The 24,826-nt window shown below is 69.8% G+C and carries 22 protein-coding genes; 9 read left to right on the top strand and 13 right to left on the bottom strand.

The window, feature by feature from the left end:
* Positions 1 to 52 precede the first annotated feature (52 nt).
* From ACGFH6_RS13150 to ACGFH6_RS13140, 3 genes are read right to left on the bottom strand one after another with little or no spacing between them, the layout of a single operon-like run.
* Complete coding sequence (locus tag ACGFH6_RS13150; protein WP_393383267.1) at positions 53 to 1,339, bottom strand: alpha/beta fold hydrolase; 1,287 nt, start codon at positions 1,337 to 1,339, stop codon at positions 53 to 55.
* On the bottom strand, positions 1,336 to 3,861 hold the full coding sequence (locus tag ACGFH6_RS13145) for a polynucleotide kinase-phosphatase (protein ID WP_393383265.1): 2,526 nt from the start codon (positions 3,859 to 3,861) through the stop codon (positions 1,336 to 1,338). Before ACGFH6_RS13145 ends, ACGFH6_RS13150 begins: the two co-directional genes overlap by 4 nt.
* A complete protein-coding gene (locus ACGFH6_RS13140) occupies positions 3,861 to 5,267 on the bottom strand; it encodes a 3' terminal RNA ribose 2'-O-methyltransferase Hen1 (RefSeq protein WP_393383263.1) in 1,407 nt (468 codons plus the stop codon). Before ACGFH6_RS13140 ends, ACGFH6_RS13145 begins: the two co-directional genes overlap by 1 nt.
* A gap of 289 nt (positions 5,268 to 5,556) precedes the next feature.
* On the opposite strand from ACGFH6_RS13140, the gene ACGFH6_RS13135 reads away from it, so the two are divergent.
* Positions 5,557 to 5,880: a hypothetical protein gene (locus ACGFH6_RS13135; RefSeq protein ID WP_393383261.1), complete on the top strand. Its 324-nt coding sequence runs from the start codon at positions 5,557 to 5,559 to the stop codon at positions 5,878 to 5,880.
* 7 nt (positions 5,881 to 5,887) lie between these two features.
* Here ACGFH6_RS13135 and folE read toward each other — a convergent pair whose 3' ends face one another.
* A complete protein-coding gene (gene folE, locus ACGFH6_RS13130; protein WP_393383259.1) occupies positions 5,888 to 6,499 on the bottom strand; it encodes a GTP cyclohydrolase I FolE in 612 nt (203 codons plus the stop codon).
* Between the two features lie 83 nt (positions 6,500 to 6,582).
* Between folE and ACGFH6_RS13125 the strand changes: the two genes are divergently transcribed.
* Both ACGFH6_RS13125 and ybaK read left to right on the top strand, forming a co-directional pair.
* Entirely contained in the window at positions 6,583 to 7,263 is a 681-nt protein-coding gene (locus ACGFH6_RS13125) for a helix-turn-helix transcriptional regulator (RefSeq protein WP_393384818.1), read from the top strand.
* Positions 7,250 to 7,738 carry a Cys-tRNA(Pro) deacylase gene (ybaK, locus tag ACGFH6_RS13120; protein WP_393383257.1) on the top strand — a complete coding sequence of 163 codons (489 nt, stop codon included), beginning with the start codon at positions 7,250 to 7,252 and terminating at the stop codon, positions 7,736 to 7,738. The genes ACGFH6_RS13125 and ybaK overlap by 14 nt, the downstream gene beginning before the upstream one ends.
* Here ybaK and ACGFH6_RS13115 read toward each other — a convergent pair whose 3' ends face one another.
* On the bottom strand, positions 7,739 to 9,814 hold the full coding sequence (locus ACGFH6_RS13115) for a phosphocholine-specific phospholipase C (RefSeq protein WP_393383255.1): 2,076 nt from the start codon (positions 9,812 to 9,814) through the stop codon (positions 7,739 to 7,741).
* 53 nt (positions 9,815 to 9,867) lie between these two features.
* On the bottom strand, positions 9,868 to 10,947 hold the full coding sequence (locus tag ACGFH6_RS13110; RefSeq protein WP_393383253.1) for a 3-deoxy-7-phosphoheptulonate synthase: 1,080 nt from the start codon (positions 10,945 to 10,947) through the stop codon (positions 9,868 to 9,870).
* Between the two features lie 252 nt (positions 10,948 to 11,199).
* On the opposite strand from ACGFH6_RS13110, the gene ACGFH6_RS13105 reads away from it, so the two are divergent.
* The 4 genes from ACGFH6_RS13105 (at position 11,200) to ACGFH6_RS13090 (ending at position 13,202) form a co-directional block, all read left to right on the top strand.
* Positions 11,200 to 11,715 (top strand): GNAT family N-acetyltransferase, encoded by a 516-nt coding sequence (locus ACGFH6_RS13105; protein ID WP_393383252.1) that lies wholly within the window; start codon positions 11,200 to 11,202, stop codon positions 11,713 to 11,715.
* Positions 11,716 to 11,779: 64 nt separating this feature from the next.
* Positions 11,780 to 12,139: a hypothetical protein gene (locus tag ACGFH6_RS13100; RefSeq protein WP_393383250.1), complete on the top strand. Its 360-nt coding sequence runs from the start codon at positions 11,780 to 11,782 to the stop codon at positions 12,137 to 12,139.
* Positions 12,140 to 12,148: 9 nt separating this feature from the next.
* Complete coding sequence (locus ACGFH6_RS13095) at positions 12,149 to 12,697, top strand: histidine phosphatase family protein (protein WP_393383248.1); 549 nt, start codon at positions 12,149 to 12,151, stop codon at positions 12,695 to 12,697.
* 211 nt (positions 12,698 to 12,908) lie between these two features.
* Positions 12,909 to 13,202, top strand: a complete 294-nt coding sequence (locus ACGFH6_RS13090) for a WhiB family transcriptional regulator (RefSeq protein WP_131350551.1) — start codon at positions 12,909 to 12,911, stop codon at positions 13,200 to 13,202.
* A gap of 59 nt (positions 13,203 to 13,261) precedes the next feature.
* Here ACGFH6_RS13090 and ACGFH6_RS13085 read toward each other — a convergent pair whose 3' ends face one another.
* From ACGFH6_RS13085 to ACGFH6_RS13065, 5 genes are read right to left on the bottom strand one after another with little or no spacing between them, the layout of a single operon-like run.
* Positions 13,262 to 13,744 carry a PLD nuclease N-terminal domain-containing protein gene (locus tag ACGFH6_RS13085; RefSeq protein ID WP_393383246.1) on the bottom strand — a complete coding sequence of 161 codons (483 nt, stop codon included), beginning with the start codon at positions 13,742 to 13,744 and terminating at the stop codon, positions 13,262 to 13,264.
* A gap of 17 nt (positions 13,745 to 13,761) precedes the next feature.
* Complete coding sequence (locus tag ACGFH6_RS13080) at positions 13,762 to 14,640, bottom strand: ABC transporter permease (protein WP_393383244.1); 879 nt, start codon at positions 14,638 to 14,640, stop codon at positions 13,762 to 13,764.
* A complete protein-coding gene (locus ACGFH6_RS13075) occupies positions 14,627 to 15,421 on the bottom strand; it encodes an ABC transporter ATP-binding protein (protein WP_393383242.1) in 795 nt (264 codons plus the stop codon). Before ACGFH6_RS13075 ends, ACGFH6_RS13080 begins: the two co-directional genes overlap by 14 nt.
* A gap of 17 nt (positions 15,422 to 15,438) precedes the next feature.
* Positions 15,439 to 16,506 carry an ABC transporter substrate-binding protein gene (locus tag ACGFH6_RS13070; protein WP_393383240.1) on the bottom strand — a complete coding sequence of 356 codons (1,068 nt, stop codon included), beginning with the start codon at positions 16,504 to 16,506 and terminating at the stop codon, positions 15,439 to 15,441.
* A gap of 58 nt (positions 16,507 to 16,564) precedes the next feature.
* Positions 16,565 to 17,476 carry a sulfite exporter TauE/SafE family protein gene (locus ACGFH6_RS13065; protein ID WP_393383238.1) on the bottom strand — a complete coding sequence of 304 codons (912 nt, stop codon included), beginning with the start codon at positions 17,474 to 17,476 and terminating at the stop codon, positions 16,565 to 16,567.
* Between the two features lie 316 nt (positions 17,477 to 17,792).
* Between ACGFH6_RS13065 and ACGFH6_RS13060 the strand changes: the two genes are divergently transcribed.
* Positions 17,793 to 20,426 (top strand): family 78 glycoside hydrolase catalytic domain, encoded by a 2,634-nt coding sequence (locus tag ACGFH6_RS13060; RefSeq protein WP_393383236.1) that lies wholly within the window; start codon positions 17,793 to 17,795, stop codon positions 20,424 to 20,426.
* On the opposite strand, the gene trmB is transcribed toward ACGFH6_RS13060, so the two are convergent.
* A complete protein-coding gene (gene trmB / locus ACGFH6_RS13055; RefSeq protein ID WP_393383234.1) occupies positions 20,407 to 21,117 on the bottom strand; it encodes a tRNA (guanosine(46)-N7)-methyltransferase TrmB in 711 nt (236 codons plus the stop codon). The two genes, ACGFH6_RS13060 and trmB, sit on opposite strands and share 20 nt — an antisense overlap.
* Positions 21,118 to 21,184: 67 nt before the next feature.
* Positions 21,185 to 24,091 (bottom strand): bifunctional [glutamine synthetase] adenylyltransferase/[glutamine synthetase]-adenylyl-L-tyrosine phosphorylase, encoded by a 2,907-nt coding sequence (locus tag ACGFH6_RS13050; RefSeq protein WP_393384816.1) that lies wholly within the window; start codon positions 24,089 to 24,091, stop codon positions 21,185 to 21,187.
* A gap of 202 nt (positions 24,092 to 24,293) precedes the next feature.
* On the opposite strand from ACGFH6_RS13050, the gene ACGFH6_RS13045 reads away from it, so the two are divergent.
* Entirely contained in the window at positions 24,294 to 24,803 is a 510-nt protein-coding gene (locus tag ACGFH6_RS13045; protein ID WP_393383232.1) for a hypothetical protein, read from the top strand.
* The last annotated feature ends 23 nt before the right edge of the window (positions 24,804 to 24,826 follow it).

Genomic DNA, 24,826 nt, shown 5'->3' with positions numbered 1-24,826 from the left:
TTGGCGACGCTGACCCGGATCCGGTAGCCGGCCGGTGACCTGAAGCTGGCGGTCAGCCCGCGCGAACGCCGCCGCCGACCGAGCGAACAAGCTCGGTCAGGCGGTTGAACACCCGCTCCGCGCCGAGGCCGTCGTGCTCGTACTCGTTCGTGACCCACGCCTGCACGTTGCCGACCCGCCGGGCCGTGTCGAGTTGCAGCCCGGAGTCGACGTACATGTCGTCGTAGTACACCGCGGCCGCGACCGGTACGTCGTTCGCCGCCAGCCGCTCGAGGTCGTACAGCTCAGACCACCGCGGCCGGGCCGCCAGGACCTCGACAGCGGCCCGGAAGGGACGCAGGCCCCGGATCTCCTCGAACATCCAGGGGTACATCATCTCGCCGGTGAACAGCAGCGGCCGCGCGTCCTCGGCGAACTCCGGACGCCGCGCCCGCTCGGCCTCCGCGGCCCAGGCAGTCGCCCCCTCGCCGGACCCATAGATGCTCTCCTGCAACGCGGCGAACAGCGGCCCGCCGTCGTACGACGACTCTCCCATCACCTGGCGCAGGAACGTGTCCGACAACGCGTCCCCGTCGAACGCCTCGTCGAGCAGCCAGTGCATCCGCTCGTACCCGGGCTTCATCCCGAATCCGATCCCGAGCGTCTGGAACCGTCGTACCGTCAGCCGGTCACCATCCGGCAGCCGTACGTCGTCCGCCGCGAGCCGGTCCGCGATCGCGGCGACCCGGTCCACGTTGTGCGGATAGCGGCGGTAGAACTCGCGGTTCTTCGCCTCGACCCGCGGATAGGTACGCCGGTACACCTCGGCGGCATCCGGATCGATCGAGGCGAGACCGCCCGTCACGTAGCACGCGGTCAGCGCCTCGGGTGCCTTCGAGAGATAGGTCAGCGTGAGGAATCCGCCGTAGCTCTGCCCGAGCGTCGACCACTTGACCCCGCCGAACACGGTCGTCCGCAGGTGCTCGGCGTCCGCGATGATCGAGTCCGCGCGGAAGCACGCCAGGTAGTCCGCCCCGGCCTCGGCGCTCTCGAACGACTCCATCCGCCGCGCGCTGATCGGCGTACTGCGACCGGTCCCCCGCTGGTCGAGCAGGATCACCCGATAGGTCTTCAGCGCCGTGCCGATCCACCCGGATGGCTCGACCGGGCGCGGAGCCTTCCCGCCCGGTCCGCCCTGCAGGTACAGCAGGTAGGGCAGGTCATCGTCCTTGCGGACCGGGTCGACGACCTCGCGGGCGAACACGTCGATGCGGTCCGGACCGTCCGGAGCGGTCCAGTCCAGCGGTACCGAGACCGTGTGCTCGCGGATGTGCATTCCAGGGATCGTGTAGCTGGTCATAGGCGTGGGTCCACCGGTTCCGACTCGAGGGCTAGGACGGAGAAGACGCATTCGTGGATGCGCCAGAGCGGTTCACCGCGGGCGGCTCGTTCCAGGGCCTCGAGGCCGAGGGCGTACTCACGGAGGGCGAGTGAGCGTTTGTGACCGAGGTTGCGGTCGCGGAGACGCTCGAAGTTCGCCGGCTCGGTGTAGTCGGGGCCGTAGATCAGCCGCAGGTACTCCTGCCCGCGCACCTTCAGCCCCGGCTGTGCGAGCCCCTTCGCGGTCCGGGTCAGGTTGGCGGCCGGCTTCACCACCATGCCTTCACCGCCCGCGTCGGTGAGCTCCTGCCACCACGCAATCCCGGCATCCCATCCCGACGCATCGACGTACAGGCGCCGGGTCGGCGTGATCAGGTCCGGGCCGGCGGCAACCATCCGGTCCGCGATCCCCAGGTGCCAGGCGTGCGGCCGGTCCTGGTAGGTCGCTCCTTCCGACGCGAGCACCTGGAACGGCGCGACCCGGACGCCGTCGAGCCCGTCCGTCGGCCAGCAGTAGCGCCGGTACGCCGCGGTGAAGCGCTCGACATTCGCAGTACGACGCTCTGTTGCGGTGAGCAACCGGTCGACGTCAAGACCCGCCGCAGCGGCGGATTCGAGTGCTGCGGTTGCGGCTGGCAATGAGTTGCGAGCGGCCGCGCCGACAGCGGCGTACTGGTTACGGAGCAGGTCCTCGGCCTTGGCGCTCCACGGTAGAAGCTCGGCGTCGAGCAGCAGCCAGGACGTGTCGAGCTCGTCGAAGACGCCCGCCGCCTCGACGACGGCTCTCAGTCTGAGCAGGAGCTCGTCGGTCAATGGAGCCTCGAAGAAGGACCGTCCGGTGCGGGTGTGGACCGCGCCGCGACCGGCGAGGCCGAAGCGCTTCTCGGCGACATCGTCGTCCCGGGTCAGCAGAACCACGGCGCGCGAGCCCATGTGCTTCTCCTCGCACACCAACTCGGTGACACCTTGGCCTTTGAACGTCTCGAACGCCTGCAGCGGGTGCTCCAGCAGTCCGGGTTCGCTCGAGGTGGAGACCGGGCTCATCGTCGGCGGCAGGTACAGCAGGAAGCGCGGGTCGATCGCGAACCGGCTCATCACCTCCAGCGCGGCACCGGCCTGCTCGGCCCGGATGCTCAGCCGGCCGTGGGTCGACGTCTCGATCACCCGGCGGCCGGTGACGTCGGTGAGCTCGAGAACGTCCGGCTCGCGGGTGGGTGCGGTTGCCACGTGCAACGGTTTCGCCGGGGCGTAGTACTCCTCGGCCGCCTGGATCGAGACCAGCTCGCGCTCGGGGTAGCGCAGCGCGGTGAGCGCGCCGCCGAAGACGCAGCCGGTGTCGAGGCAGATCGTGTTGTTGATCCACTCCGGCTCCGGGGTCGGCGTGTGGCCGTAGACGACCATCGCGCGACCGCGGTACTCGTTCGCCCACGGGTAGCGGACCGGCAGGCCGAACTCGTCGGTCTCGCCGGTCGTCTCGCCGTACAGGCAGAAGGACCGGGCCCGGCCGGACGCGCGCCCGTGCATGCGCTCGACCAGGCCTGCGTGCGAGACGACCAGCTTGCCGCCGTCGAAGACATAGTGCGAGATCAGGCCGTCGATGAACTGCTCGACCGCGTCACGGAACTCGGCCGGCTCCTCGGCCAGCTGCTCGAGCGTGGTCTCGAGACCGTGGGTGACCTTGACGTTCCGGCCTCTGAGTGCCTTGAGCAACTTGTCCTCGTGGTTGCCGGGAACGCAGTACGCGTGGCCGGCGGCAACCATTCCCATCACGAGCCGCAGTACGCCGGGCGTGTCCGGGCCGCGGTCGACCAGGTCGCCGACGAAGACCGCGCGACGCTCGGGGTGGACCGCGTCGATCGGGCGGCCGCTGGCCTCGCGGGTGAGGGTGTATCCGAGTTCGGTCAGCAACTGCTCCAGCTCGGCACGACAGCCGTGGATGTCGCCGATGACGTCGAACGGGCCGGTCTGGTCGGTCAGGTCGTTGAACAGCCGGGTGCGCTCGATGCTGACGGCATCGATCTCCTCGACACTGTCGAGCACGTGGACGGTGCGGAAGCCCTCGCGCTTCAGGCTGCGCAGACCGCGCTTCAGCTGCGAGCGCTGCCGGGCGACAACCTTGGCGCCGAACTGGCGGTCCGGGCGTTGTGCGTTGCGCTCCACGCAGACGCGCTCCGGCGGGTCCAGCACGATGGCGACCGGCAGTACGTCGTGCTCGCGCGCCAGAGCAACCAGTTCCTTGCGTGCCTCGGGCTGCACGTTGGTCGCGTCGATCACGGTCAACCGGCCGGCGGCCAGGCGCTTGGCGGCGATGAAGTTCAAGACCTCGAACGCGTCCTTGCTGGCCGCCTGATCGTTCTCGTCGTCAGACACCAGCCCACGGCAGAAGTCACTCGAGATCACCTCGGTAGCCCTGAAGTGAGTCCGGGCGAACGTCGATTTCCCCGACCCACTGGCTCCCACCAGCACGACAAGAGAAAGCGCCGGGATGTCGATCGTCGTCATCAGGCGGCCACCTTCTCGACCAGGCGGAAGAGGGCGAGCTGCGTGGGCGGACCAACCTCTGGATCCTCGGACCCGACCGGCCGGAACTCCACCGTGTAGCCGAAAGCACGCGCAACTTCGTGGGCCCAGGACCGGAATTCGGTGCGGGTCCACTCGAAGCGGTGGTCGGGGTGGCGGAAACGGCCGGCGGGCAAGGACGGGAAGCGGACGTTGTAGTCGCTGTTGGGGGTGGTGACGATGACCGCGGCCGGGCGGGCGGCCTGGAAGACGGACTTGGCCAGGGCGGGCAGTCGTGGTGGGTCGACGTGCTCGATCACCTCCATCAGGACGGCCGCGTCCAGTCCGGCCAGGCGGTGGTCGGCGTACGTCACCGACGACTGCAGGAAGCGCAGCCGCTCCCGCTGACGGTCGGGCAGCTCGTTGTAGTGCAGCCGCCGCTTGGCGCCGATCAGGGCCCGCGCGGACACGTCGGTAGCGATCAGCTCGCCGACCATCGGGTCCTTCAGCAGCTCACCGACCAGCGCGCCCTCACCGCAGCCGAGGTCCGCGATCCGCCGCGCCCCGAGCTCCCGCAGTACGCCGGCAACCGTCTGGCGACGTTCCACCGCCAGCGACACCGAACCTTCCTCCGACGGCTCCTCCACGAGCTCCACGCCGTCGGCCTCGGCGAGGCGCTCGAGAGCGGTGTCCGCGAGGTAGCGTCGGTGGGCCAGATAGCGGTGCGAGATCAGGTCCTTCTCCGGGTGCGTGCCGAGCCAGCCCTCGCCGGCCCGGACCAGCTTGTCGACCTCGTCCGATCCGACCCAGTAGTGCTTGGCGTCGTCCAGCACCGGGAGCAGGACATACAGGTGATTGAGTGCGTCGGCCAGCCGGAGTACGCCGGTCAGCCGCAGATCGACGTACCGGGAGTCACCCCACGCGGGGATCTCCGGATCGAGCGGCACCGGCCGAGCGTCGACGGACCAGCCGAGCGGGCCGAACATACGGGCGGCCAACTCGGCGCCGCCGTTGCACGGCAGCGCGGGGACGTGGATCTCCAGCGGGATCGGCCGGGCGGCCAGGTCGGGGCGGGCGTCGCAGCGGCCGTTCATCGCAGTCCGGAAGAGCTTGCCGAGCGCGACGGCGAGCAGGCTGGAGGCGGCGTAGGGCCGGTCGTTCACGTACTGCCCGAGGGTGAACCCCTCCTGCGCCTTCCCGCGGCCGGAGCGGACGAGCGCGATCGGGTCGATCTCGAGCAGGACGGCCGCCGTACAGCGCTCGTCGGTGGCCTCGGGGTAGAACACATGCGCTGTGCCGCCGGTCACCTCGATCCCCTGCGGTCGCGCCGGGTTCTTGTGCAACAGGAACCCGAAATCGCTCGCGGGTGCGTCGACTCCGGCAAGGTCGGTGGCTAGCGTCAGGAACACTTCCGTATTCGATCACGGGACGCGGCCGGACCGGGACCGAAATACCGCGCGGGCCGGATCGAGGATTGAGACACGCGGGGAGATCTCTGGCGTGTCGGCCGGTTTGGTTCTAGCTTGATTTACAGAAGAAGAGTCGCTACAGACCGTCCTTCCCCGCTGACAGTCGGTAATGTCCCCCGGTTTGTGGCGAGCGCCCACCCACAACCGACCACGGGGAAAGGACCATGGCACTCTCAGGCCACTCCAGTTCGGGCTACGGCGTTTCCGCGCACTCCGGCGAGGTCCGCCGGTGAAACCCCAGACCTTCGAACTCGTCCGTTACACCGATATCAGCGGAGTCTCCGGCACCGGCATCGTGGCCGAAGGCTGTGTCTTCACCGACGGCTCGGTCGCGCTCCGCTGGCACGGCCCCAACCCGTCCACGGCGATCTGGCCGGACCTCGACTCCATCCTCGCCGTCCACGGCCACTGCGGCGCGACCGTAGTGCGCTGGATCGACGTCTCCGAGATGGAACCGGTCCCCGGCACCGATCTGCTCCCAGGCGAGGTCGCCCACATCCTCGCCACCGGACGGAACACCCACCACCGCCCACCGGCGGTGGCGACGGCCTGACCGCCGGCTACGGCGTCAGACCCGTGAGTGCGAAGAACTCCTGGCGTGAGCTGGGGTTCTCGCGCAGCGTGCCGTGCAGGGAGGACGTGACTGTGCGGGAGCCGGTGGCGCGGACACCGCGCAGCGACATGCACTGGTGCTCGGCCTCGATCACCACGCCGACGCCCTTCGGCGCCAGGTGGTCCTGGAGCCAGTCGGCGACCTGCTTGGTCAGCCGTTCCTGGACCTGGAAGTCGCGGGCGAACAGCTCGACCACGCGGGCCAGTTTCGACAGCCCGAGAATCCGCTCCCCTGGCAGGTAGCCGACGTGCGCGACGCCGGTGAACGGCAGCAGGTGGTGCTCACACAGGGACTGGACCGGGATGTCCTTGGCCAGCACGAGCTCGTCGTACCCCTCGTCGTTCGGGAACGTCGTCAGCTCGAACTCGCGTGGGGTGAGCATCTCGGCGTACGCGTCGGCCACTCGCCGGGGGGTGTCGGCGAGGTGCGCGCTGTGCGGGTCCCGGCCGAGCGCGGTCAGCAGATCGGCGACGGCCCGCCGGGCGGCGGGGAGATCGATCTCCGCGCGGCCGGGGACGATATGGAGGGGGACGGATTCGAGATCGGCCGAAATCGCCATCTGCACACTCCCTGAGGGGTCAACGGACGAAGCAAGCATACATTTTCATCAACGGATCTTGTCGATAGAATCATCCCGTGGACATGTCCTGGGACGCGAGCGTGCAGGCCGTCGCCGTGCTCGAGGAGCCGACGCGACGCCGGCTGTACGAGTACGTCGTCGCCCAGCCGGCGCCGGTGAGTCGCGAGGAAGCGGCCGCCGCGCTCGGCATCCCGCGGACCACCGCCGCGTTCCACCTCGACCGGCTGACCGAGGAAGGCCTGCTCGCGACCGGCTTCGAGCGCCGGACCGGCCGCACCGGCCCCGGCGCCGGACGGCCCGCGAAGCTCTACCACCGGTCCGACCGTGAGATCGAGATCAGCCTCCCCGAGCGCCAGTATGCCGTGGCCGGCCGGCTGCTCGCGGCCGCGGTCGAGGACGCCGAGACGACCGGCAGTTCACCCCGCGACGCGGTCAACCGCAAGGCCGAGGAGTACGGCGAGGCCCTCGGAAGGACCGGATCGGGCCTCTCGCTGACCGAGATCCTGGAGCGGCACGGCTTCGAGCCGCGCACCGTCGGGGACGGCATCGCGCTCGGCAACTGCCCCTTCCGCCGCCTCGCCGCCGAACACCCCCGGCTGGTCTGCGGCATGAACCTGCACCTGGTGACCGGCCTCCTCAACACCGTCGACGAGCCGCTGGAAGCCCGCCTCGACCCCCAGGCGGGCCACTGCTGCGTCCGGGTCGTAGGTCGTGACCTAGGCTCGGCTGGTGGCGAAGAGTAAGCAGAGCCAGGGGACGCCGGCGACCGTTGCGCTGACGAAGGCGAAGGTGGAGTTCAGCACGCACACCTACGACCACGACCCGGCCGCGAAGTCGTTCGGGCTGGAGGCGGCCGAGGCGCTGGGGCTGGCGGCCGCGCAGGTGTTCAAGACGCTGCTGGTCGAGGTCGACGGCAAGCTCACGGTCGGCGTCGTACCGGTCGACAAGCAACTCGACCTGAAGGCGATCGCGGCCGCGGCCGGCGGGAAGAAGGCGGTGATGGCCGACCCGGCCGCCGCCGAACGCACCACCGGGTACGTCGTCGGCGGCATCAGCCCGATCGGCCAGAAACGCGCTCTGCCCACGGTGGTCGACAGCACGGCCACCGAACACGCCAAGGTCTACGTGTCCGGTGGCCGCCGCGGTCTCGACATCGGCCTGTCCCCCGCCGACCTGATCACCGTGACCAGGGCGCGGACGGCAGCGATCGCCCGCTGATCAGCCGGTGACGCTGGGCTTGCCGATCTCCAGGTGACCGGTCAGACGACGCCGGTACGACGTGTCGTCCGGGCTGGTGACCTCGACGTCGTACCAGCCGTGGTCGGTCGGCCAGGACAGCGACCGGTTCTGCTTGCCCCGCAGTTCGATCGTGACGGTCTTGCTGCCGTAGCCGCGAGCCTTCAGCTTGACGGTCAGCGACTTGCGCGAGGTGTTGACGAGCTCCAGTTCGAGCTCGTTGCCGTGCCGGCCGGTGCGCACGTCCAGCCCCGCGGCGGGTCCGTCGACGGAACCGGCCAGCTCGGCCCAGAACCGGTTCGGGCCCTGGACCGCCAGCTCGAACGGGCCGCCCACCGCGATCTTCTCGACGTGCGAGCGCCGTACGTCGACATGTGCCGGCAGCGGCAGCTCACCGCCGTACGGGTAGATGGCGAAGTGCGCGGCCTGGTCACCGTCGTTGCCGAGGGCCAACATCAACTTGCCATCAGCAACGAACCCGGAAACCGACGGTTGGTAAGGCAGAGCGCGGGCCGGACGACGGCCGTGCTCCTGTTGCGGCACTGCCTGGTCGGCCGGCGGCGTCGGCTTCCAGCGCGCGATCGGGGCCGGCACCGGGCCGGGTGCGTCCACCGACGGCTGCCGGTACGTGCGGTCGAAGTCGAAGGCCGACGTGAGGTCGCCGCACGCGGTCCGGCGCCAGGTGCTGATGTTCGGCTCCTTCACACCGGTCCAGCGTTCGAGGAACTGGATCACCGATGTGTGGTCGAACACCTGCGAGCTGACGTGTCCGCCGACGGTCCACGGCGACACCACGGTCATCGGCACCCGCGGCCCGAGTCCGATCGGCTGGCCGGCGTACCAGTCGTCGCCCTCACCCGAGGCAGGCCGCGGCGCGACCGGCGGCGGGACGTGGTCGAAGTAGCCGTCGTTCTCGTCGAAGTTGATCAGCAGCACGGTCTTGGACCAGGTCTCCGGGTCCGACGCGATCGCGTCGAGGAGGTCGTAGACCAGGTTCGCGCTACCGGCCGGCGTGGACGAACCGGGGTGCTCGGAGTCGACCGCGGACGGCACCAGCCAGCTCACCTGCGGCAGCTTCCCGGCCTTGATGTCGGCGCGGACCCGCGGGATCAGTGACTCCGGCTCCGACCGGTACATCGCCTTGCGGAACAGCTTCTGGTCCTTGATCGGCAACTGCTCGACCGCAGCGTCCAGTTGCTTCAGCGCGTCGGTCCGCTCGGCCGGCGTCTTCGCGAAGAGCTTGTCGTAGAACTCCTCCGTGGTCCGGTAGCCGCCGGGCACCGACGCCAGGATCCGGTGGCCCAACTCCTTGAAGGTCTTGAAGTACTCGACCGCGTTGTCGGTGAAGTTGTCCCACTCCTGGTAGATCTGCCACGACACCCCGGCCCGCTCCAGGCGTTCCGGATACGCCGTCCAGTCGTAGCCCAGGTGGTTGTAGTCGTACGCCGCGTTGGTGACCGCGCGCTTCGTCGTACCGGGCTCGTAGCCGGTCGTGCCGGACCACAGGTAGTTGCGGTTCGGGTTGGTGGAACCGTTGACCGAGCAGTGGTAGGCGTCGCAGATCGTGAAGGTCTCGGCGAGCTCGTACTGCAACGGGATGTCGCGGCGCTCGTAGTGGGTCATGGTGGCGGACGTCTTGGCCTGGACCCAGTCGTCGTGCCAGCCGTTGCTCCAGGCCTGGGTCGCGTCGCTGTAGCCGTGGGCCAGCGCACCGAGGTACTGGATGTCGTCGGGCTGCCGGCCGGCCGCGGCCGCCGCCTCGCGCACCGAGAACGGCAGCACCTCGCCACCGCCGGTCTGGGGCTGGTGGAACACGCTCTTGCCGTTGCGCAGCCGCAACGGCTGCCGGTCACCGAACCCGCGTACGCCGCGCAGGGTCCCGTAGTAGTGGTCGAACGAACGGTTCTCCTGCATGAGCACGATCACGTGCTCGATCGCTCGCAAGCCACCTCGCCGCACAGGTTGCGCCATCGCGGTGTGCAGCGAGGGTGGGAGCAGCGACAACGCTGCCCCACCCGCCGCCGAACCGAGCACCAGGCGCCGGGAGATCTCAGTCATGCCCCGGACAGTAAGCAAGGCCTGTGGCCGCCGCGCAGCCGCGAGATGAACAGCTATCCGCGCCGTGCGACCGCCGCGTCACGCAGCTTCTCGAGCACCGTCTCGGTGGTTTCCCAGCCCATGCAGGCATCCGTGATCGACTGCCCGTAGGTCAGCTCCCTGGTGGGGTCGAGATCCTGCCGGCCCTCGGCCAGGAACGACTCCAGCATCACGCCGACGATCGCCCGGTTGCCCGCGGCGACCTGTGCACCGATCTCGCCGGCCACCACCGGCTGCCGGCGGTGGTCCTTGCGGCTGTTGCCGTGGCTCGCGTCGACGACGACCCGCTCCGCGAGACCCGCCTTCCGCAGCAGTTCCTGGGCTCCCGCGACCGACTCCTCGTCGTAGTTGGGTCCGCTGTCGGAGCCGCGCAGCACCAGGTGGCAGTCCGGGTTGCCGCGGGTGTGCAGGATGGCCGGCGCGCCGTCGTGGTCGATCCCGGTGAACACGTGCGGTACGGCGGCAGCCTTGATCGCGTCGACCGCCGTACCGATCGAGCCGTCCGGGCGGTTCTTCATGCCGATCGGCATGGACAGGCCGGACGACAGCTGACGGTGGACCTGGCTCTCCACGGTCCGGGCGCCGATCGCGCCCCACCCGACGAGATCGGCGATGTACTGCGGCGTGATCGGGTCGAGGAACTCGCAGCCGACCGGAAGCCCGAGCTCGAGCACCTGCAGCAGCAGCTGCCGGGCGGTCCGCAGGCCGCGGTTCACATCACCGGAGCCGTCCAGGCCGGGGTCGTTGATCAGACCCTTCCAGCCCAGGGTCGAGCGCGGCTTCTCGAAGTACACGCGCATCACCACGAGAAGACCGTCGGACAGGCGCTCGGCGACCGGGCGGAGGCGTTCGGCGTACTCGAGGGCCGCCTTCGCGTCGTGCACCGAGCACGGGCCGACGACGACCAGCAGGCGGTCGTCGACGCCGTTCAGGACGTCGGCGACCGCCTGACGGCCGTCGACGACGGTCCGGGCCAGGGACTCACTCAGCGGCAGCTCGTCGTGCAGCGCGAGCGGAGTGATCAACGGGACGGTCTTCTCGATCCGCCGATCGACGACGGCCGCCTGACTGGCCTGGTGCGGGATGGTGTTCATGACTGGGGACCTTTCCGCCGGACACCGCGGAAGGTCGCAGGCAGCCGGCTGGGAACGAGAAAAGGCAAGGACGGATGTCCTTGCCTTCGGGCCGGCTCTGGTGTCTTCGGTGGGCGTCAGCGATCGGCTGAGTCGCCCGGCACCACGGCCGGCCACTCAAAAAATCGCCAATAGCTGCGCTTCACGGGAGTGAGACTACCACCGCGCGGAAAGTCCGTGGCATCCGCGCCTCGATCATGGTTGTCTCGGCGGGTGAGCATCCGTACCGCGCGCCAGGACGAGCTGGAGCCCCTGCGCGAGCTCGAGGTCGCCGCCGGCGTCCTCTTCCGCAACATCGGCATGACCGACATCGCCGAGCATCCGGCGCCGCCGCTCGAGCTGTTCGAGCAGAGTCGCCAGGCCGGCCGGCTCTGGCTCGCGACCGACGCCGAGGACCGTCCGACCGGGTTCGTCCTGGTCACGCTGGTCGACGACGCGGCGCACATCGAGCAGGTGAGTGTCCATCCCGACCACCAGGGTCAGGGCCTCGGCCGCTTGCTGATCGAGCACGTCGACGCGTGGGCGGCTGAGCAGGGTCTGCCCGCACTCACCCTCAGCACCTTCCGCAGCGTGCCCTGGAACGGCCCGTACTACGCCCGCCTCGGCTTCGTGGAGTTGAGGCCGGACGAGTGGACTCCCGGTCTGACCGAGCTCCTGGCCGCCGAGACAGCGTTCGGACTCGACCCGGCGCAACGCATCTTCATGCGCCGAGCTGTCACTCCCCAGTAACCGCGGGCGGTCCGGCCTCGTTGAGGGCTGCAAGACGGGTCGACACGATGAGGAGTGCAGCACGGTGGTGAGGCCGCGGACCTTCGAGTTGGTTCGTTACCGGGATCCCAGTGGCGTGTCCGGCACGGGAGTGGTCGCTGAGGGCTGCGAGTTCAGCGACGGATCGGTGGCGCTGCGCTGGTGCGGTGACAATCCCGCGACAGCTGTCTGGCCGAATCTGCACTCGGTGCTCGCGGTGCACGGCCACCACGGCGCGACCGAGGTGCGCTGGATCGAGCCGCAGCCGGCGCCACGTCCGCATCCCGCCGCCGGCGTCGACCACCTCTTCGACGAGCTGCACGAGATCCGTCCGCCCGCCTCCGTCGCAGACCCGTCCACGAGCAGCCACGCCCGAGGATGGGCAGGCGCCCGCCATCTCCGGTAGAACATGGCCGTGACACAGATTTACCTGGTCCGGCACGGGGAGCCGGACTACGAGCCGATCGATTCCCGGGGCTGGCCCGGGATGGCGGCCGACTCCGCCCCGCTCACCCCGCTCGGGACGAAACAGGCCCAGGAGCTCGCGGACCTGCTCAGCGGGATCGGAGCGACGTACCTGGTCAGTTCCCCGTTCACCCGCGCGCTGCAGAGCGCCGCGATCATCGGCCACCGGCTGGCCCTCGGCGTCCGGGTCGACTACGACCTCCGCGACTGGCTGCCGGACCACACCGGCGCGTGGCGCGGCATCGCCGACGTACGGGCCGCACAGGCCGAGTTCGAGGCGTACGACGGCGAGTGGCCGGAAGGCATCCAACGGCCCTGGGAGCCGCTGTCCCGGGTCCGTGAGCGGGCCCGTGCGGCGCTCACCCGGCATTCCGCGAGCACGGACGGCCCGGTGCTGGCGATCACTCACGCGATGGTCATCCGTGCCCTCACCGGCGAGACCGGCACCCCGCACGGCGCCCACGAGTACTACCGGTTCGACCCGGCCGGCGAGGTCTGACCCCTCCGTCACCGGATAAGTGGCGCAAGTCACACCCGGTGATGACGTGAACACACTCTCCGCGTGATCCGGCCCCGATCACGACACGCGACGACACCTGCCGATAACGAATGGACCGAAGTTCGAGACAACAAGGGTTGAACTCGCCATGAGTTGAGCATAGTTTTCACCGAGCGCCCGTCCGCGCTTACGGTGAGTCAAGGAGGTTGCCATGTCGAGAGGGATGCCTCGCCTACCCCGCCCGCTCATGGATCTGTGGGACTGGCAGTCGCAGGCCGCGTGCCGCGACGTCAACCCAGAGCTGTTCTTCTCGCCCGAGTCGGAGCGTGGCGTGCGAAAACGCGCTCGCGAGATGGTGGCCAAGTCCCTCTGCGGGACCTGCCCGGTCCAGCCGGAGTGCCGGCAGCACGCACTCTCGGTCGGAGAGCCGTACGGCGTCTGGGGCGGCACCACGGAGTCGGAGCGCGACAACACCCTCCTGCCCGAGCACCGAAAGTCCGCGTGAGTCGCTGCTCGTCCACTCAGCACCACACAAGCCCTGATCGGCAGGGCCTGCGCGCAAGCTCAGGCCTTGCCGTCGTCGGGCTCTGAGGTGGTCTCAGCCTCGGGCGTCGGCTCGGGGCCGGAGTCCTTCCCCTTGGGCTTCGTCTCCGGCTCCTCGGGCTGCTCAGGCTTCGGTTCGGGCTTCGGCACGACGTCCTGCGGCCGATCCTCCGGGCGGTCGTCAGGCTGGTCGTCGTGCGGCGGCTTGACCGTGGTCCGCGGGTCGCGGTAGCGATCCAGTGTCTTCAGGAAGTCCGGATCGTCATCGGGCGCGACCGGGCGTGCGGACGGCCGTGGCGGCCGGCCCGTGACTTCCCGACGACTGCCCTGGGTGCGCGACATGAGCAGCCAGACGATCGGCCCGACGAACGGGACGAACACGATCAGGACGATCCACACCAGCTTCGGCAGATGCGGTACGTCCTCGTCGGGCGTCTGGATGCAGGAGAACAGCGCGTACACGCTGAGCACCAGGCTGATCAGGAACGGCAGGAATCGGACCACGCTCCAACAGTACGGCGTCAGCGCGCGGTGACGGTCAGCCCCCGCGCGCGCAACACCGAGTTCTCCAGCGGCCGGAACACCAGCAGTTCGATCCCGACGCCGACGACGAAGATCAGCAGGATGCCGGCGAACACCATCGAGATGTCCGACAGCGACATCCCGTTGTGCAGGAACTGGCCGAGTCCCTGACCGAGGTCCGGCGACGTCGCGATCAACTCGGCGGCCATCAGCGACCGCCAGGAGAACGCCCAGCCCTGCTTGAGTCCGCCGAGGAATCCGGGCAGCGCGGCCGGCAGCAGGATGTAGCGGATCCCGCTCAGCCGACCCGCTCCCAGCGCCTTCCCGACCCGCGGCAGGATCGGCGGCACCTGATCCAGACCGGACACGAGCCCGTTCGCGATCGACGGCACGGCCCCGAGCAGCACGACCCAGTAGATGGCGCGGTCGTTCAGCCCGAACCACAGGATCGCGGCCGGCACCCACGCCACCGACGGCAGGCTCTGCAACCCTGACACCAGCGGCCCGATCCCTCGCCGTACGACCGTGATGTTGGCGATCGCCAGGCCGAGCGGTACGGCGATCAGCAGCGACAGCGCGAACCCGATCACCGCGCGATGCACCGACACCCAGAACAGTTCGACGATCTCCCCCGACGTCACCAACTGCCAGATCTGAGCCCACACATCGATCGGTGCCGGCAGCTTGAACTCGGGCCAGAACGCCGCCGCCCACAACGCCTGCCACACAGCCACCAGCAAGGCGACAGCACCGATGGGTGGGAGCACCCGCGCCGCAATCCGCCGTGCCCGTGAGCCTTCCGACCGCTCGACCGGTGTGTCCAGCGCATCCAGGCCGGCCTCGACCGAGCCTTCTTCCTGAAGATCAAGCTGCGGCATGGCTACTGATCACCCTGCGAAGCTCGGTGTTGATCTCGTCAACTGCCTCGGCCTCGGGCAACTGGTCGACGTTCCACTGCCGCACGACCCGGCCAGGCCGCGACGACAGCAGTACGACGCGTTGCCCCAGCCGCACGGCCTCGCGGACGTCGTGCGTCACGAACAGGATCGCCGTACCGGTCGCACGCCAGATCCGCAGCAGCTCTCCCTGCAGAACGTCCCGGGTGATCGCGTCCAACGCAGAGAAGGGCTCGTCCATTAGCAGCAGCGACGGCTTGCCCGCACCGGAGCCGGTGTTGTCCGTCGTCGATGCCAACGCGCGGGCCAGCGCGACCCGCTGCCGCATCCCGCCCGACAGTTCGTGCGGACGCTTGTCACCGAGCCCGGCCAGCCGGACCAGCTCCAGCAGCTCAGCAGCCTTCGCACGCCGCCGGGCCTTCGGTACGCTGGCCATCCGCAACGGCAGCTCGACATTCCCGGCAGCCGTCAGCCACGGCATCAGCGCAGCCTCCTGGAACACCACCGCGGGCCGCGACGTGCTCAGCTCGATCCGTCCACTCGTCGGCTGATCCAGACCGGCGACCAGGTTGAGCAGTGTGGTCTTGCCGCAGCCGGACGCACCGAGCAGGCAGACGAACTCCCCCGCGGCCATCTCCAGATCGACACCCTCGAGCGCCACGACCGCCGACCGGCCGCTCCCGAACGCCTTGCCCACTTGGTGGAACCGCACCGGACTCACGCTGTCCACTACGGCCCGATCGGCCTCGACGGTCGCGGTCATGGCTGCCTCCCTGGTGATTACTTCGTGTCCAGACCGGCGGCGTCGACGGCCGGCTTGCCTGCCTTGCTCAGTACCTCGTTCAACGGGCCCAGGTCCGCGAATCCGGCCACCGCCGGTGCCTCTTTCGCGATGCCCGCGGTGACCTGGTCCTTGGCCAGTTGCGGGAACGTCGACGCGATCGGGTCCGCGGTGATCTGGATGTTCTGGAACGCGCGGTCGATCACGGCCGGCTTCAACGCCTTGCCGGTGGCTTCCTTGAGTTGCTTGTTCACCGCGGTCTTGGCCGCCGCCTTGTCGGTGCCGGCGAAGTCGATCGCGGAGACGAGGCCGGTCAGCAGCGCCTTCACGGTCTCGGGGTGCTCCTGCAGGAACTGGGTCCGCACGATCAGCACCGTGGTCGGGAACTTCCCGTCCGGCCACAGCGACGCCTCGTCCAGCAAGACCTTCGCACCGGCGTCCAGGACCAGCCGCGACGACCAGGGCTCGGGCAGCCAGGCCGCGTCCACGTCACCCTGCTTGAACGCGTCCAGCGTCTGCGCGTTCTCCAGGTTGGTGACCTTGACCTTGCCGGTGAGCTTGTTCTCGGCCAGCCACTTCTTCAGCGACACGTCCTGGGTGTTGCCGAGCTGCGGCGTGACGACGGTCTTGCCGACCAGGTCGGCCGGCTTGGTGATCGTCGGCTTCACCACGAGTTGCGCACCGCCGGACGTCGTACCGGCGATCAGCCGGACGGCCTCGCCGTTGGACTTCGCGTAGGCGTTGATCGCGGGACCGGAGCCGATGAACGACGCGTCCAGCGAGCCGCCGAGCAGCGCGCCGACGGCCTCCGGGCCGGCGTTGAACTTGGTCGGCACCAGCTTCGTGCTGCCGAGTTCCTTGGTGAACAGGCCTTGGTCGAGACCGACCAGGGCAGCGGCGTGGGTGACGTTCGGGAAGTAGCCGAGCCGCAGCTCGGTGGCCGGGCCCTTGTCGGTCGACGCGACCGGAGCCTCGTCGCGGTCGGCCCGCGAGCAGCCGGCGACGGCGGCCGACAGGGCCAGGACAGCGGCGAGCAGGCGGACAGGACGAATGCTGTGGATACTCACAAGCGGACCTTCGGTGGTGCAGGCGGCCGGACGGCCGCGGGCGGAAGGAAAGAGCAGGTCAGGAGGCGGTCTCGAGCTCGCGCTCGGCGTCCAGGACACGTTCGGCCTGGGCTACGGCGCGGCGGCCGGCGGACCGGACGCCGTACACGACGACCGCGGCCCAGCCGAGGACCAGGACGCCGTACGCGAGGTAGCGCGGGCCGGCGGCGACGTCGAGGCCGTTCATCAGAGTGCGGGCGTTCGTGAGGATCAGCACCAGGCCGACACCGACACCGAGCCAGCGAGTCGCCAGCCGCGACACCAGCCAGGCGGCGAGCGGCGCCGCGAGGACGCCGCCGATCAGCAGCGCTGCGACGATGCCGTGCGGCAGGTTCTTCCCGCCGAGTCCGAACAGGAAGCCGATGCTGGCGGCGACCGACACGAGGAACTCCGCGGCGTTCACCGAGCCGACCGAGCGTCGCGGCGCGAGCTTGCCGCTGCTGAGCAGCGCCGAGTTCGCCACCGGGCCCCAACCGCCGCCACCGGTGGCGTCGATGAAGCCGGCGACCAGACCCAGCGGCCCGAGGAACCGGCCCGCCGGCCTGCCCTCGATCACGGCCCGCACCTTCCCGGTGCCGAACCGGGCCAGGATGTAGACGCCGAGCAGAAGCAGCAGGGCGGCAACCCACACCGACGCCGACTCGGTCGACAAGCTGGACAGGAACGTCGCACCGGCGAACGCGCCGACGGCTCCCGGCACCCCGATCAGCGCGACCACGCGCCAGTCGACGTTGCCGAAGCGCCAGTGCGAGATGCCGGAGGCGAGTGTGGTGCCCACCTCGGCGAGATGGACCGAGGCGGACGCGACGGCCGGGGTGATCCCGGTGATCAGCAGGGCCGTGCTGGCGGTGACGCCGTAGGCCATGCCGAGGGTGCCGTCGACGAGTTGGGCGACGGAGCCCAGCAACGCGATCAGGATGAGACGACGCACGGAACTGCTCCTACGGGTCGGGAGGAGACGGTGACGGAGGGCGGAGTCCTACGCCGAAGGTCGACAACCCGAGGAGTTCACGCGCAGCAGGTCGACGTGCCGGCGCCGCGTGAGCGCGTCGCCGGGAGCGTTTCGAGTGACCTGCATGAGTCCATGAAAGCGGACAAAGTCGAGTGACATGCTCAGGTTTCGCGATGTGAGACGACAAATCGCTGAGCGGACAGACTCCTCGGCCGGTTGTGGTCAGAACTGTTGAAAGCCCGGCGGCGGGCTGCCTACGGTCCTCGGGGTGCCGATGAGCCTGAGGAGCCGCCTGATGCCTGATCTGCCGGACGGTTGGACGCCTGGGGGTCCACTGAACGCCGGAACGCTGAAGACCGAGTACGCCGTCCGCCCGCTGGGCACCGACGTGTCGCGGCCTCGGTTGAGCTGGATCGCCACCGCCCCCGGGTACGGCGCGACCCAGACGGCGTACCGGATCCTGGTCGCGAGCACGCCGGAGCTGCTGACGCCGGAGAGTGCGGATGTCTGGGACTCCGGCACGGTGAGCTCGGCGCGGACCTTCGGCATCGAGTACGACGGCCCGCCGCTGACCGCACGCACGCGCTACCACTGGACCGTCCAGCTGTGGGACGGACTGGACCGCGAAGGCGAGTGGGCTACACCGGAATGGTTCGAGACCGGCCTGCTGGACGAGGGCTTCGGACCCGCCCGGTGGATCGGCGGCCAGGTGGAGAGCGCTCCACTCCTGCGCAAGGCCTTCGCCGTCGACGGCACCGTGCGACGCGCGCGTCTGTACGCGAGCGGTCTCGGGTACGCCGACCTGCGCCTCAACGGTCAGGCGGTGAGCGACGCGGTCCTCGACCCCGGCTTCACCGACTACGACCACACCGTGCTCTACGTGACCCACGACGTCACCGAACTCCTCCGCGCCGGCGACAACGTGGTCGGCGCCGAGCTCGGCCGCGGCTTCTTCGGACTCACGTCACCAAACGCCTGGCGCTGGCACGAGGCACCGTGGACCGCCGAGCCGAGGCTCATCGCGCGCGTCGTCGTGGAGTACGACGACGGCCACACGACCGAGGTGGTCTCCGACGAGTCCTGGCGCATCACTGGCGGCCCGACCCTCTCGGACTCCCTCTACACCGGTGAGACGTACGACGCCCGCCGCGCCCTCCCAGGTTGGGACGCGGGCGGCTTCGACGACTCCGCCTGGTCTGCGGCCTCCGTGGTCGACGCGCCGAAGGGACAGCTACAAGGACAAGCCCACGAGCCGATCCGAGTGGTCGACACCGTCGCGCCCGTCGAGCTCACCGAGGTTGAGCCCGGGGTGTGGATCGCGGACTTCGGCCAGACCACGGCCGGCTGGACCAAGCTCACCGTCACCGCTCCGGCCGGGACGGTCGTCGGCCTGACCCACGGCGAGACGGTGGCTGATGGCAACGTGGTCGCGGTGAACCGGCACGTCGAGGGTGACCGGATCCAGCGCGACGAATACATTGCCGCCGGCAACGGTGTCGAGGTGTGGGAGCCACGCTTCTCCTACAAGGGCTTCCGCTACGTCCAGATCGACGGTTTGACCGAGCGTCCCGACGTGCTGATGCGCGTTGCGCACTCCGACGTCGGCACGGTGACCAGGTTCACGTCGGCGCAGGCGCCGTACGAGCAGTTCGACCAGGCGATGCGGCGGACGATCCTGAACAACCTGCACGGCATCCCGACCGACACGCCGTTCATGGAGAAGAACGGGTGGACCGGGGACGCGCAGGTCGGTGGGCCGACGATGTTGGCGACGCTGGACATGGCTCGATTCTTCACCAAGTGGCTCGGCGACATCCGCGACAGCCAGGCCGAATCCGGGCAGCTTCCGGTGATCGTGCCCTCCAGCGGCTGGGGCTTCACCGACCTCTCCCCCGCCACCGAGTGGCCGACCGTCTACCCGTTCCTGCTGCGCGAGATGCACCGTTCGTACGGCGACGAGCGGCTGCTGCGTGAGCACTGGGACTCGCTGACCCGCTATCTGGCTTGGGAGCTCGACCGGGTCGAGGACGGACTGTCCGTCAGCGTGCTCGGTGACTGGCTGCCACCCGGCTACGGCCGCGGCCCGGCGCCCGAGGACCGGCGGCTCACGGGTACGGCGTACCTGTATCGCGCCGTTCTCGCGGCCGCTGAGATCGGTGAGCTGATCGGCAAGCCGAACGACTACCGGAAGGCGGCGGCCGAGCTGGCCGACGGACTGAACCGGGCGTTCCTGGATCGCGAGGCCGGCCACTACCGGTCAGCCGATGACCCGGACTACCGGCAGACCTCGAACGCGGTGCCGCTGGCCTTCGGGATTGTCCCGGACGAGCTTGTCCCCCGGGTCGCCGCGAACCTGGCGGCAGACGTGGAGGCACGTGGCTTCCATCTCAACACTGGCTGCCTCGGCGTCGGCGAACTGCTGCCGGTGCTGACCGCCCACGGGTACGGCGAGGCCGCGACGAAGGTCGCGTTGCAGCGGTCGTATCCGAGCTGGGGCTACTGGTTCGACCTCGGCGCGGACACGATGTGGGAGAAGTGGGAGGAGGACTCGCGGTCGCGGAACCACTACTTCCAGGGCACCGTCGTGCAGTGGATCTACGAGAACGTCGCCGGACTCCGCAACGTCGACGCGGGCTGGGAGCGGATCGTGGTCCGGCCGGACGCGCGCGACGAGACGAGCTCGGCCGGCATCCACACCGACACGATCCGCGGGCGCGTCTCGGTGGTGTGGCGGCAGGTCAGCCGGGTGCTGTCGCTCGAGGTGCAGGTGCCGGTCGGTACGACGGCCGAGGTCCACGTACCGTCCGCGGCGCTGTCGGACGTCACCGTCGTACCGGGTCAGTTCGCGAGCGAACCGTCGTACCAGGACGGCTACACCGTCTACACGGTGCCGGCCGGGCAGTGGAGCTTCACAAGCCGGTCGGCGTGACCTTCGTGTAGAGGAGATCGCGCACCGCCCGGCCCTCGGCCTGGGCGCGGGACTCGAACTTGGTGACCGGACGCCACTCCGGGCGCGGGGCCCAGCCGTCGTACGCGTTACGCAGCTGCGGCTCGGCCTCGCACACCTCGAGCATCCGGTCCGCGTAGTCGGCCCAGTCGGTTGCCAGATGCAACGTTCCGCCGGGCTGCAGCCGGGACGCCACCAGCGCGACGAACGGCGGCGTCACCAACCGGCGCTTGTGGTGCCGCTTCTTCGGCCACGGGTCCGGGAAATAGATCCGTACGCCGGACAACGCGGCCGGCGCCACGTGGTCGCGGAGGAAGTCGAGCGCGTCGCCGTCCAGCAGCCGGACGTTGTCGAGGCCGTACTTCTCCACCCACAACATCAACTGCCCGAGACCGGGCGGGTACACCTCGGCGGCCAGGTGGTTGACCTCCGGCGCGGCGACCGCGAGCTGGGCGGTCGCGTCGCCCATCCCCGATCCGATCTCGAGAACGGTCGGCGCCTCCCGGCCGAACCACTCGTCGAGATCGACATCACCCGGCGGCAGCTCCTCCAGCTTCCGGCCCAGTCCGGACCAGCGTGTCTCCCAGACCCGCTTCTGCCCGACTGTCATCCGGACAGTGCGCCGGACGTGGCTGAACACGCCCGCCTGCCTGACCTGATCCGTCCTTTCCACCACGCCGAGTCTAGAAAACCCGACTCAGAACTCGATCGCGAGGGTGCGGTCCTGCTGTCGCCGGCGCTCAGTCGTCCCAGAAGAGGTGGGCGACGGTGTTGTGGGCGCGGCGGGTGATGCGGAGGTAGTCGTCGGAGAAGCGGCTGGACTCGCCGGGTGGGTAGCCGCAGATCTGGGCGACCGAGGAGAGGTCACGGGGATCGCGCGGCAACGAGTCGCCAGGCCGGCCGCGGACCAGCATGATCGCGTTCCGGATCCGGGTCGCCAGCTCCCACGCGTCGCGCAGGGTGGCCGCCTCGGCCGCTTCCACCAAGCCTGCGTCGACCGCGACGCGCAGTGCGCCGAGGGTTCGCGTCGTACGAAGCTCCGGCAGGCGATGCGCCTCGCGAAGCTGCAGCAGCTGCACGGTCCACTCGATGTCGGCCAGGCCGCCACGGCCGAGCTTGGTGTGCGTGCTCGGGTCGGCACCACGCGGAAGGCGTTCCGCGTCCACGCGAGCCTTGATCCGGCGGATCTCCATCACGTCGCGTTCGCTGACCCCGTCGGCTGGGTAGCGCAGCGGGTCGATCAGCTCGCGGAACGACGCGCACAGCTCGGGATCACCGCACAACGGGTCGGCTCGCAGCAGCGCCTGCGCCTCCCACACCGCCGACCAGCGCGCGTAGTACGAGGCGTACGACGCCAGGGTCCGGACCAACGGCCCCTGGCGGCCCTCGGGACGCAGGTCGGCGTCGATCGCGACGGCGGGATCCGCGCCCGGCAGGGCGAGCAGCCGGCGCAGCTCGGTCGCGGCCTGGGTCGCGAAGTCGGTCGCCGCCCGTTCGTCCGCACCCGGTAGCGGATCGTGGACGAACATCACGTCGGCGTCGCTGCCGTACCCGAGCTCATGGCCCCCGAAGCGCCCCATCGCCACGATCGACATCCGCGTCGGCTCAGGTTCGCCCTTGGCCACCGCGCGCTTGGCCACCTCGAGCGCAGTGGTCAGTGTGCCCACCGAGATCGCGGTCAGGCCTTCCCCGACAGCCTCGACCTCGAGCAGACCGGACAGGTCGGCCGCGGCGGTCCGGAAGAGCTCGCGGCGCCGGACCGCACGGATCGCGGCCACCGCCGCCTCGGGTTGCTCCTGGCGGCCGGCAGCCGCGGACATCTCGACCAGCAGTGCCTCTTGCGAGCGCGGGACCAGTTCGCGCTCGTCGGCGAGCATGGCGGTCGCCTCCGGAGCACGCTGCAGCAGGTCCACGGCGTACCGGCCGCTGGCCAGCAGGTGCGCGAGGCGCTCGGCCGAGGCTCCCTCGTCACGGAGCTGACGCAGGTACCACGGGGTCGACCCGAGGTGGTCCGAGATCGTCCGGAACGCGAGCAAGCCGGCGTCCGGGTCGGGCGATTCCGCGAACCAGCCGAGCATGGCCGGCAGCAGCGCCTTCTGGATCGACGAACGCCGCGACACTCCCTCCGACAGCGCCTCGATGTGCCGCAGCGCCGAGGCGGGATCGGCGTACCCGAGGGCGGTCAGGCGTTGCTTTGCGGCCTCCGGGGTCAGGCGGACCTCGCCGCCGGGGATGCGGGCGACGGCCGCGAGCAGCGGGCGGTAGAACAGCTTCTCGTGCAGCCGCCGGACCTCGAGCGCGTGCTTCTTCCACGCCGCGGTCAGGTCGGTCACCGGGTTCTTGGTGAAGCCGAGCGAGCGGCCGAGGCGGCGGAGGTCGGCCTCGTCCTCGGGGACCTGGTGGGTACGGCGCAACCGGTACAGCTGGATGCGGTGCTCCATCGAGCGGAGGAAGCGGTACGCGTCCGCGAGCACGGCGCCGTCGGTGCGTCCGACGTACCCGTTGGCAGTCAACGCCTCGAGCGCGACCAGCGTCGTGCCGCTGCGGACCGCTTCGTCGCTCCGCCCATGGACGAGTTGCAGGAGCTGTACGGCGAACTCGACGTCGCGCAGACCGCCGGGACCGAGCTTCAGCTGGCGGTCGACGTCGGCCGCCGGGATGTGGTCGATGACGCGCCGGCGCATGGCCTGGACGTCGTCGACGAAGCCTTCGCGGTCGGCCGCGGACCAGACCAGCTCGGCGGTCCTCTCGGCGTACTGCTCGCCGAGCTTGGCGTCGCCGGCGACCGGGCGTGCCTTGAGCAGGGCCTGGAACTCCCAGGTCTTCGCCCAGCGTTGGTAGTACGCGAGGTGGCTGTCGAGGGTGCGGACCAGCGGACCGGACTTGCCTTCGGGGCGGAGGGCGGCGTCGACCGGCCAGAGGGTGCCCTCGCCGGTGTGCTCCGAGCAGATGCGCATCGCGGCGGCGGCCAGGTTGGTCGCGGTCTTGAGGGCCGGGACCTCGGGGTCGCCGTCGTGCGGCTCGGCGACGAAGAGGACGTCGACGTCACTGACGTAGTTGAGTTCGCGGCCGCCACACTTGCCCATGGCAATGATCGCGAGGCGGCAGTCGGCGGCGCCGGGGTGGGCGGCGAAGTACTCGTTGCGGGCGATGTGGAGCGCCGTCTCCAGGGCTCCCCCGGCGAGGTCGGCCAGTACGGCGGCCACCTCGTCGACCAGCAGGCCTTCCGCGAGATCGCGGGCCGCGAGGCGAAGCAGAAGGCGGCGGTACTCGACCCGCAGCGCGTCGACCGGGTTGGGTGCGTCGACGGCCGTCGCGAGTCGGGCGCGGACGTCGTCAGGTGTCGGGCGTACGGCGGCCAGCGCAGGGTCGGCCAGGTCGTACCAGTGCCGTGGGTGCACTTCGAGATGCCGCCCGAAGGCCTCACTCGCGCCGAGCACGAAGACAAGCCGGCGGCGGAAGTCGTCGTCCATCTCCAGCGTGCGCGCGAACGCGGCGACGTCGTACCCGTGCCGGTGCAGCGAGTCCGCGATCCCGCAGAGTCCCTGCAGTGCGAGGTCCGGATCCGCCGACTCCGACAGCGTGTTGATCAACTGCGTGGTGGCTAGCGGGCTGTGCGAGGCCAAGCCGTCCAGTTGCTCCAGCATCACCCCGGCCCGCTGCGGATCCCCGAAGCCCAGCCGAACCAGCCGGCCTTCCCAGGAACCCCTCCGAGCCTCAGCCACCCCAGCAGGCTACCCGTGCCCCTGGGAGGGCGAACCGGGCGCCTCGGATGGATACCAAGTGTGTTGCAGTGGATACACGGTGTCGTGTAGCGGATTCGGGCTGTAGTCGGCATGATGGCTGTTCATGGTCATGATGACGGGGTCGCTCGCCGTGCGGGGCACTGTGGTCTGGTTGACGCCTCAGCAGGGTGGGCGGGTGTCCGGGCCGCCCGAGCCGGACTACGACTACGACTACACAGCCACCGCGTACGTGCCGCCGCGCAGCGCGGAGGACGGGCAGGCGGGGATCGCACTCCGGCGGTTCGCGCCGGGCGCCTGGCGGACGCCGGCGGAGGGGATCCTCGTCCCGTCCAAGGGCAACCGCGCCCAGCAGGTGATCCCGGGATGCATCGTGGTGATCACCGAAGGGATCCGCCCGGTCGGTCTCCTCACGGTGGAAGAGGTCCACGCACTCGCACCGGACGGCACCCAGGTGATCTCGTCCGCCGAGCCCGCACCGGTCCCGGACCTCACCATGACCGCGCCGGCCTCCCCGACCGATCCGCCGTACCGGCACTCCACCGCCGCGGCCCGCTGGACGACCACCTCGGAGCACGCCTCCGATCAGGCACCGCTCCACGTCGCCGAGCTCTGAACACACTCTGTCGCAATCCGCAT

This window comes from Kribbella sp. NPDC049227 (assembly GCF_043197265.1).
GTDB lineage: Bacteria > Actinomycetota > Actinomycetes > Propionibacteriales > Kribbellaceae > Kribbella.
Note: the sequence above shows the minus strand (reverse complement) of the source record. Positions and strands in the feature narration are given on the sequence as shown.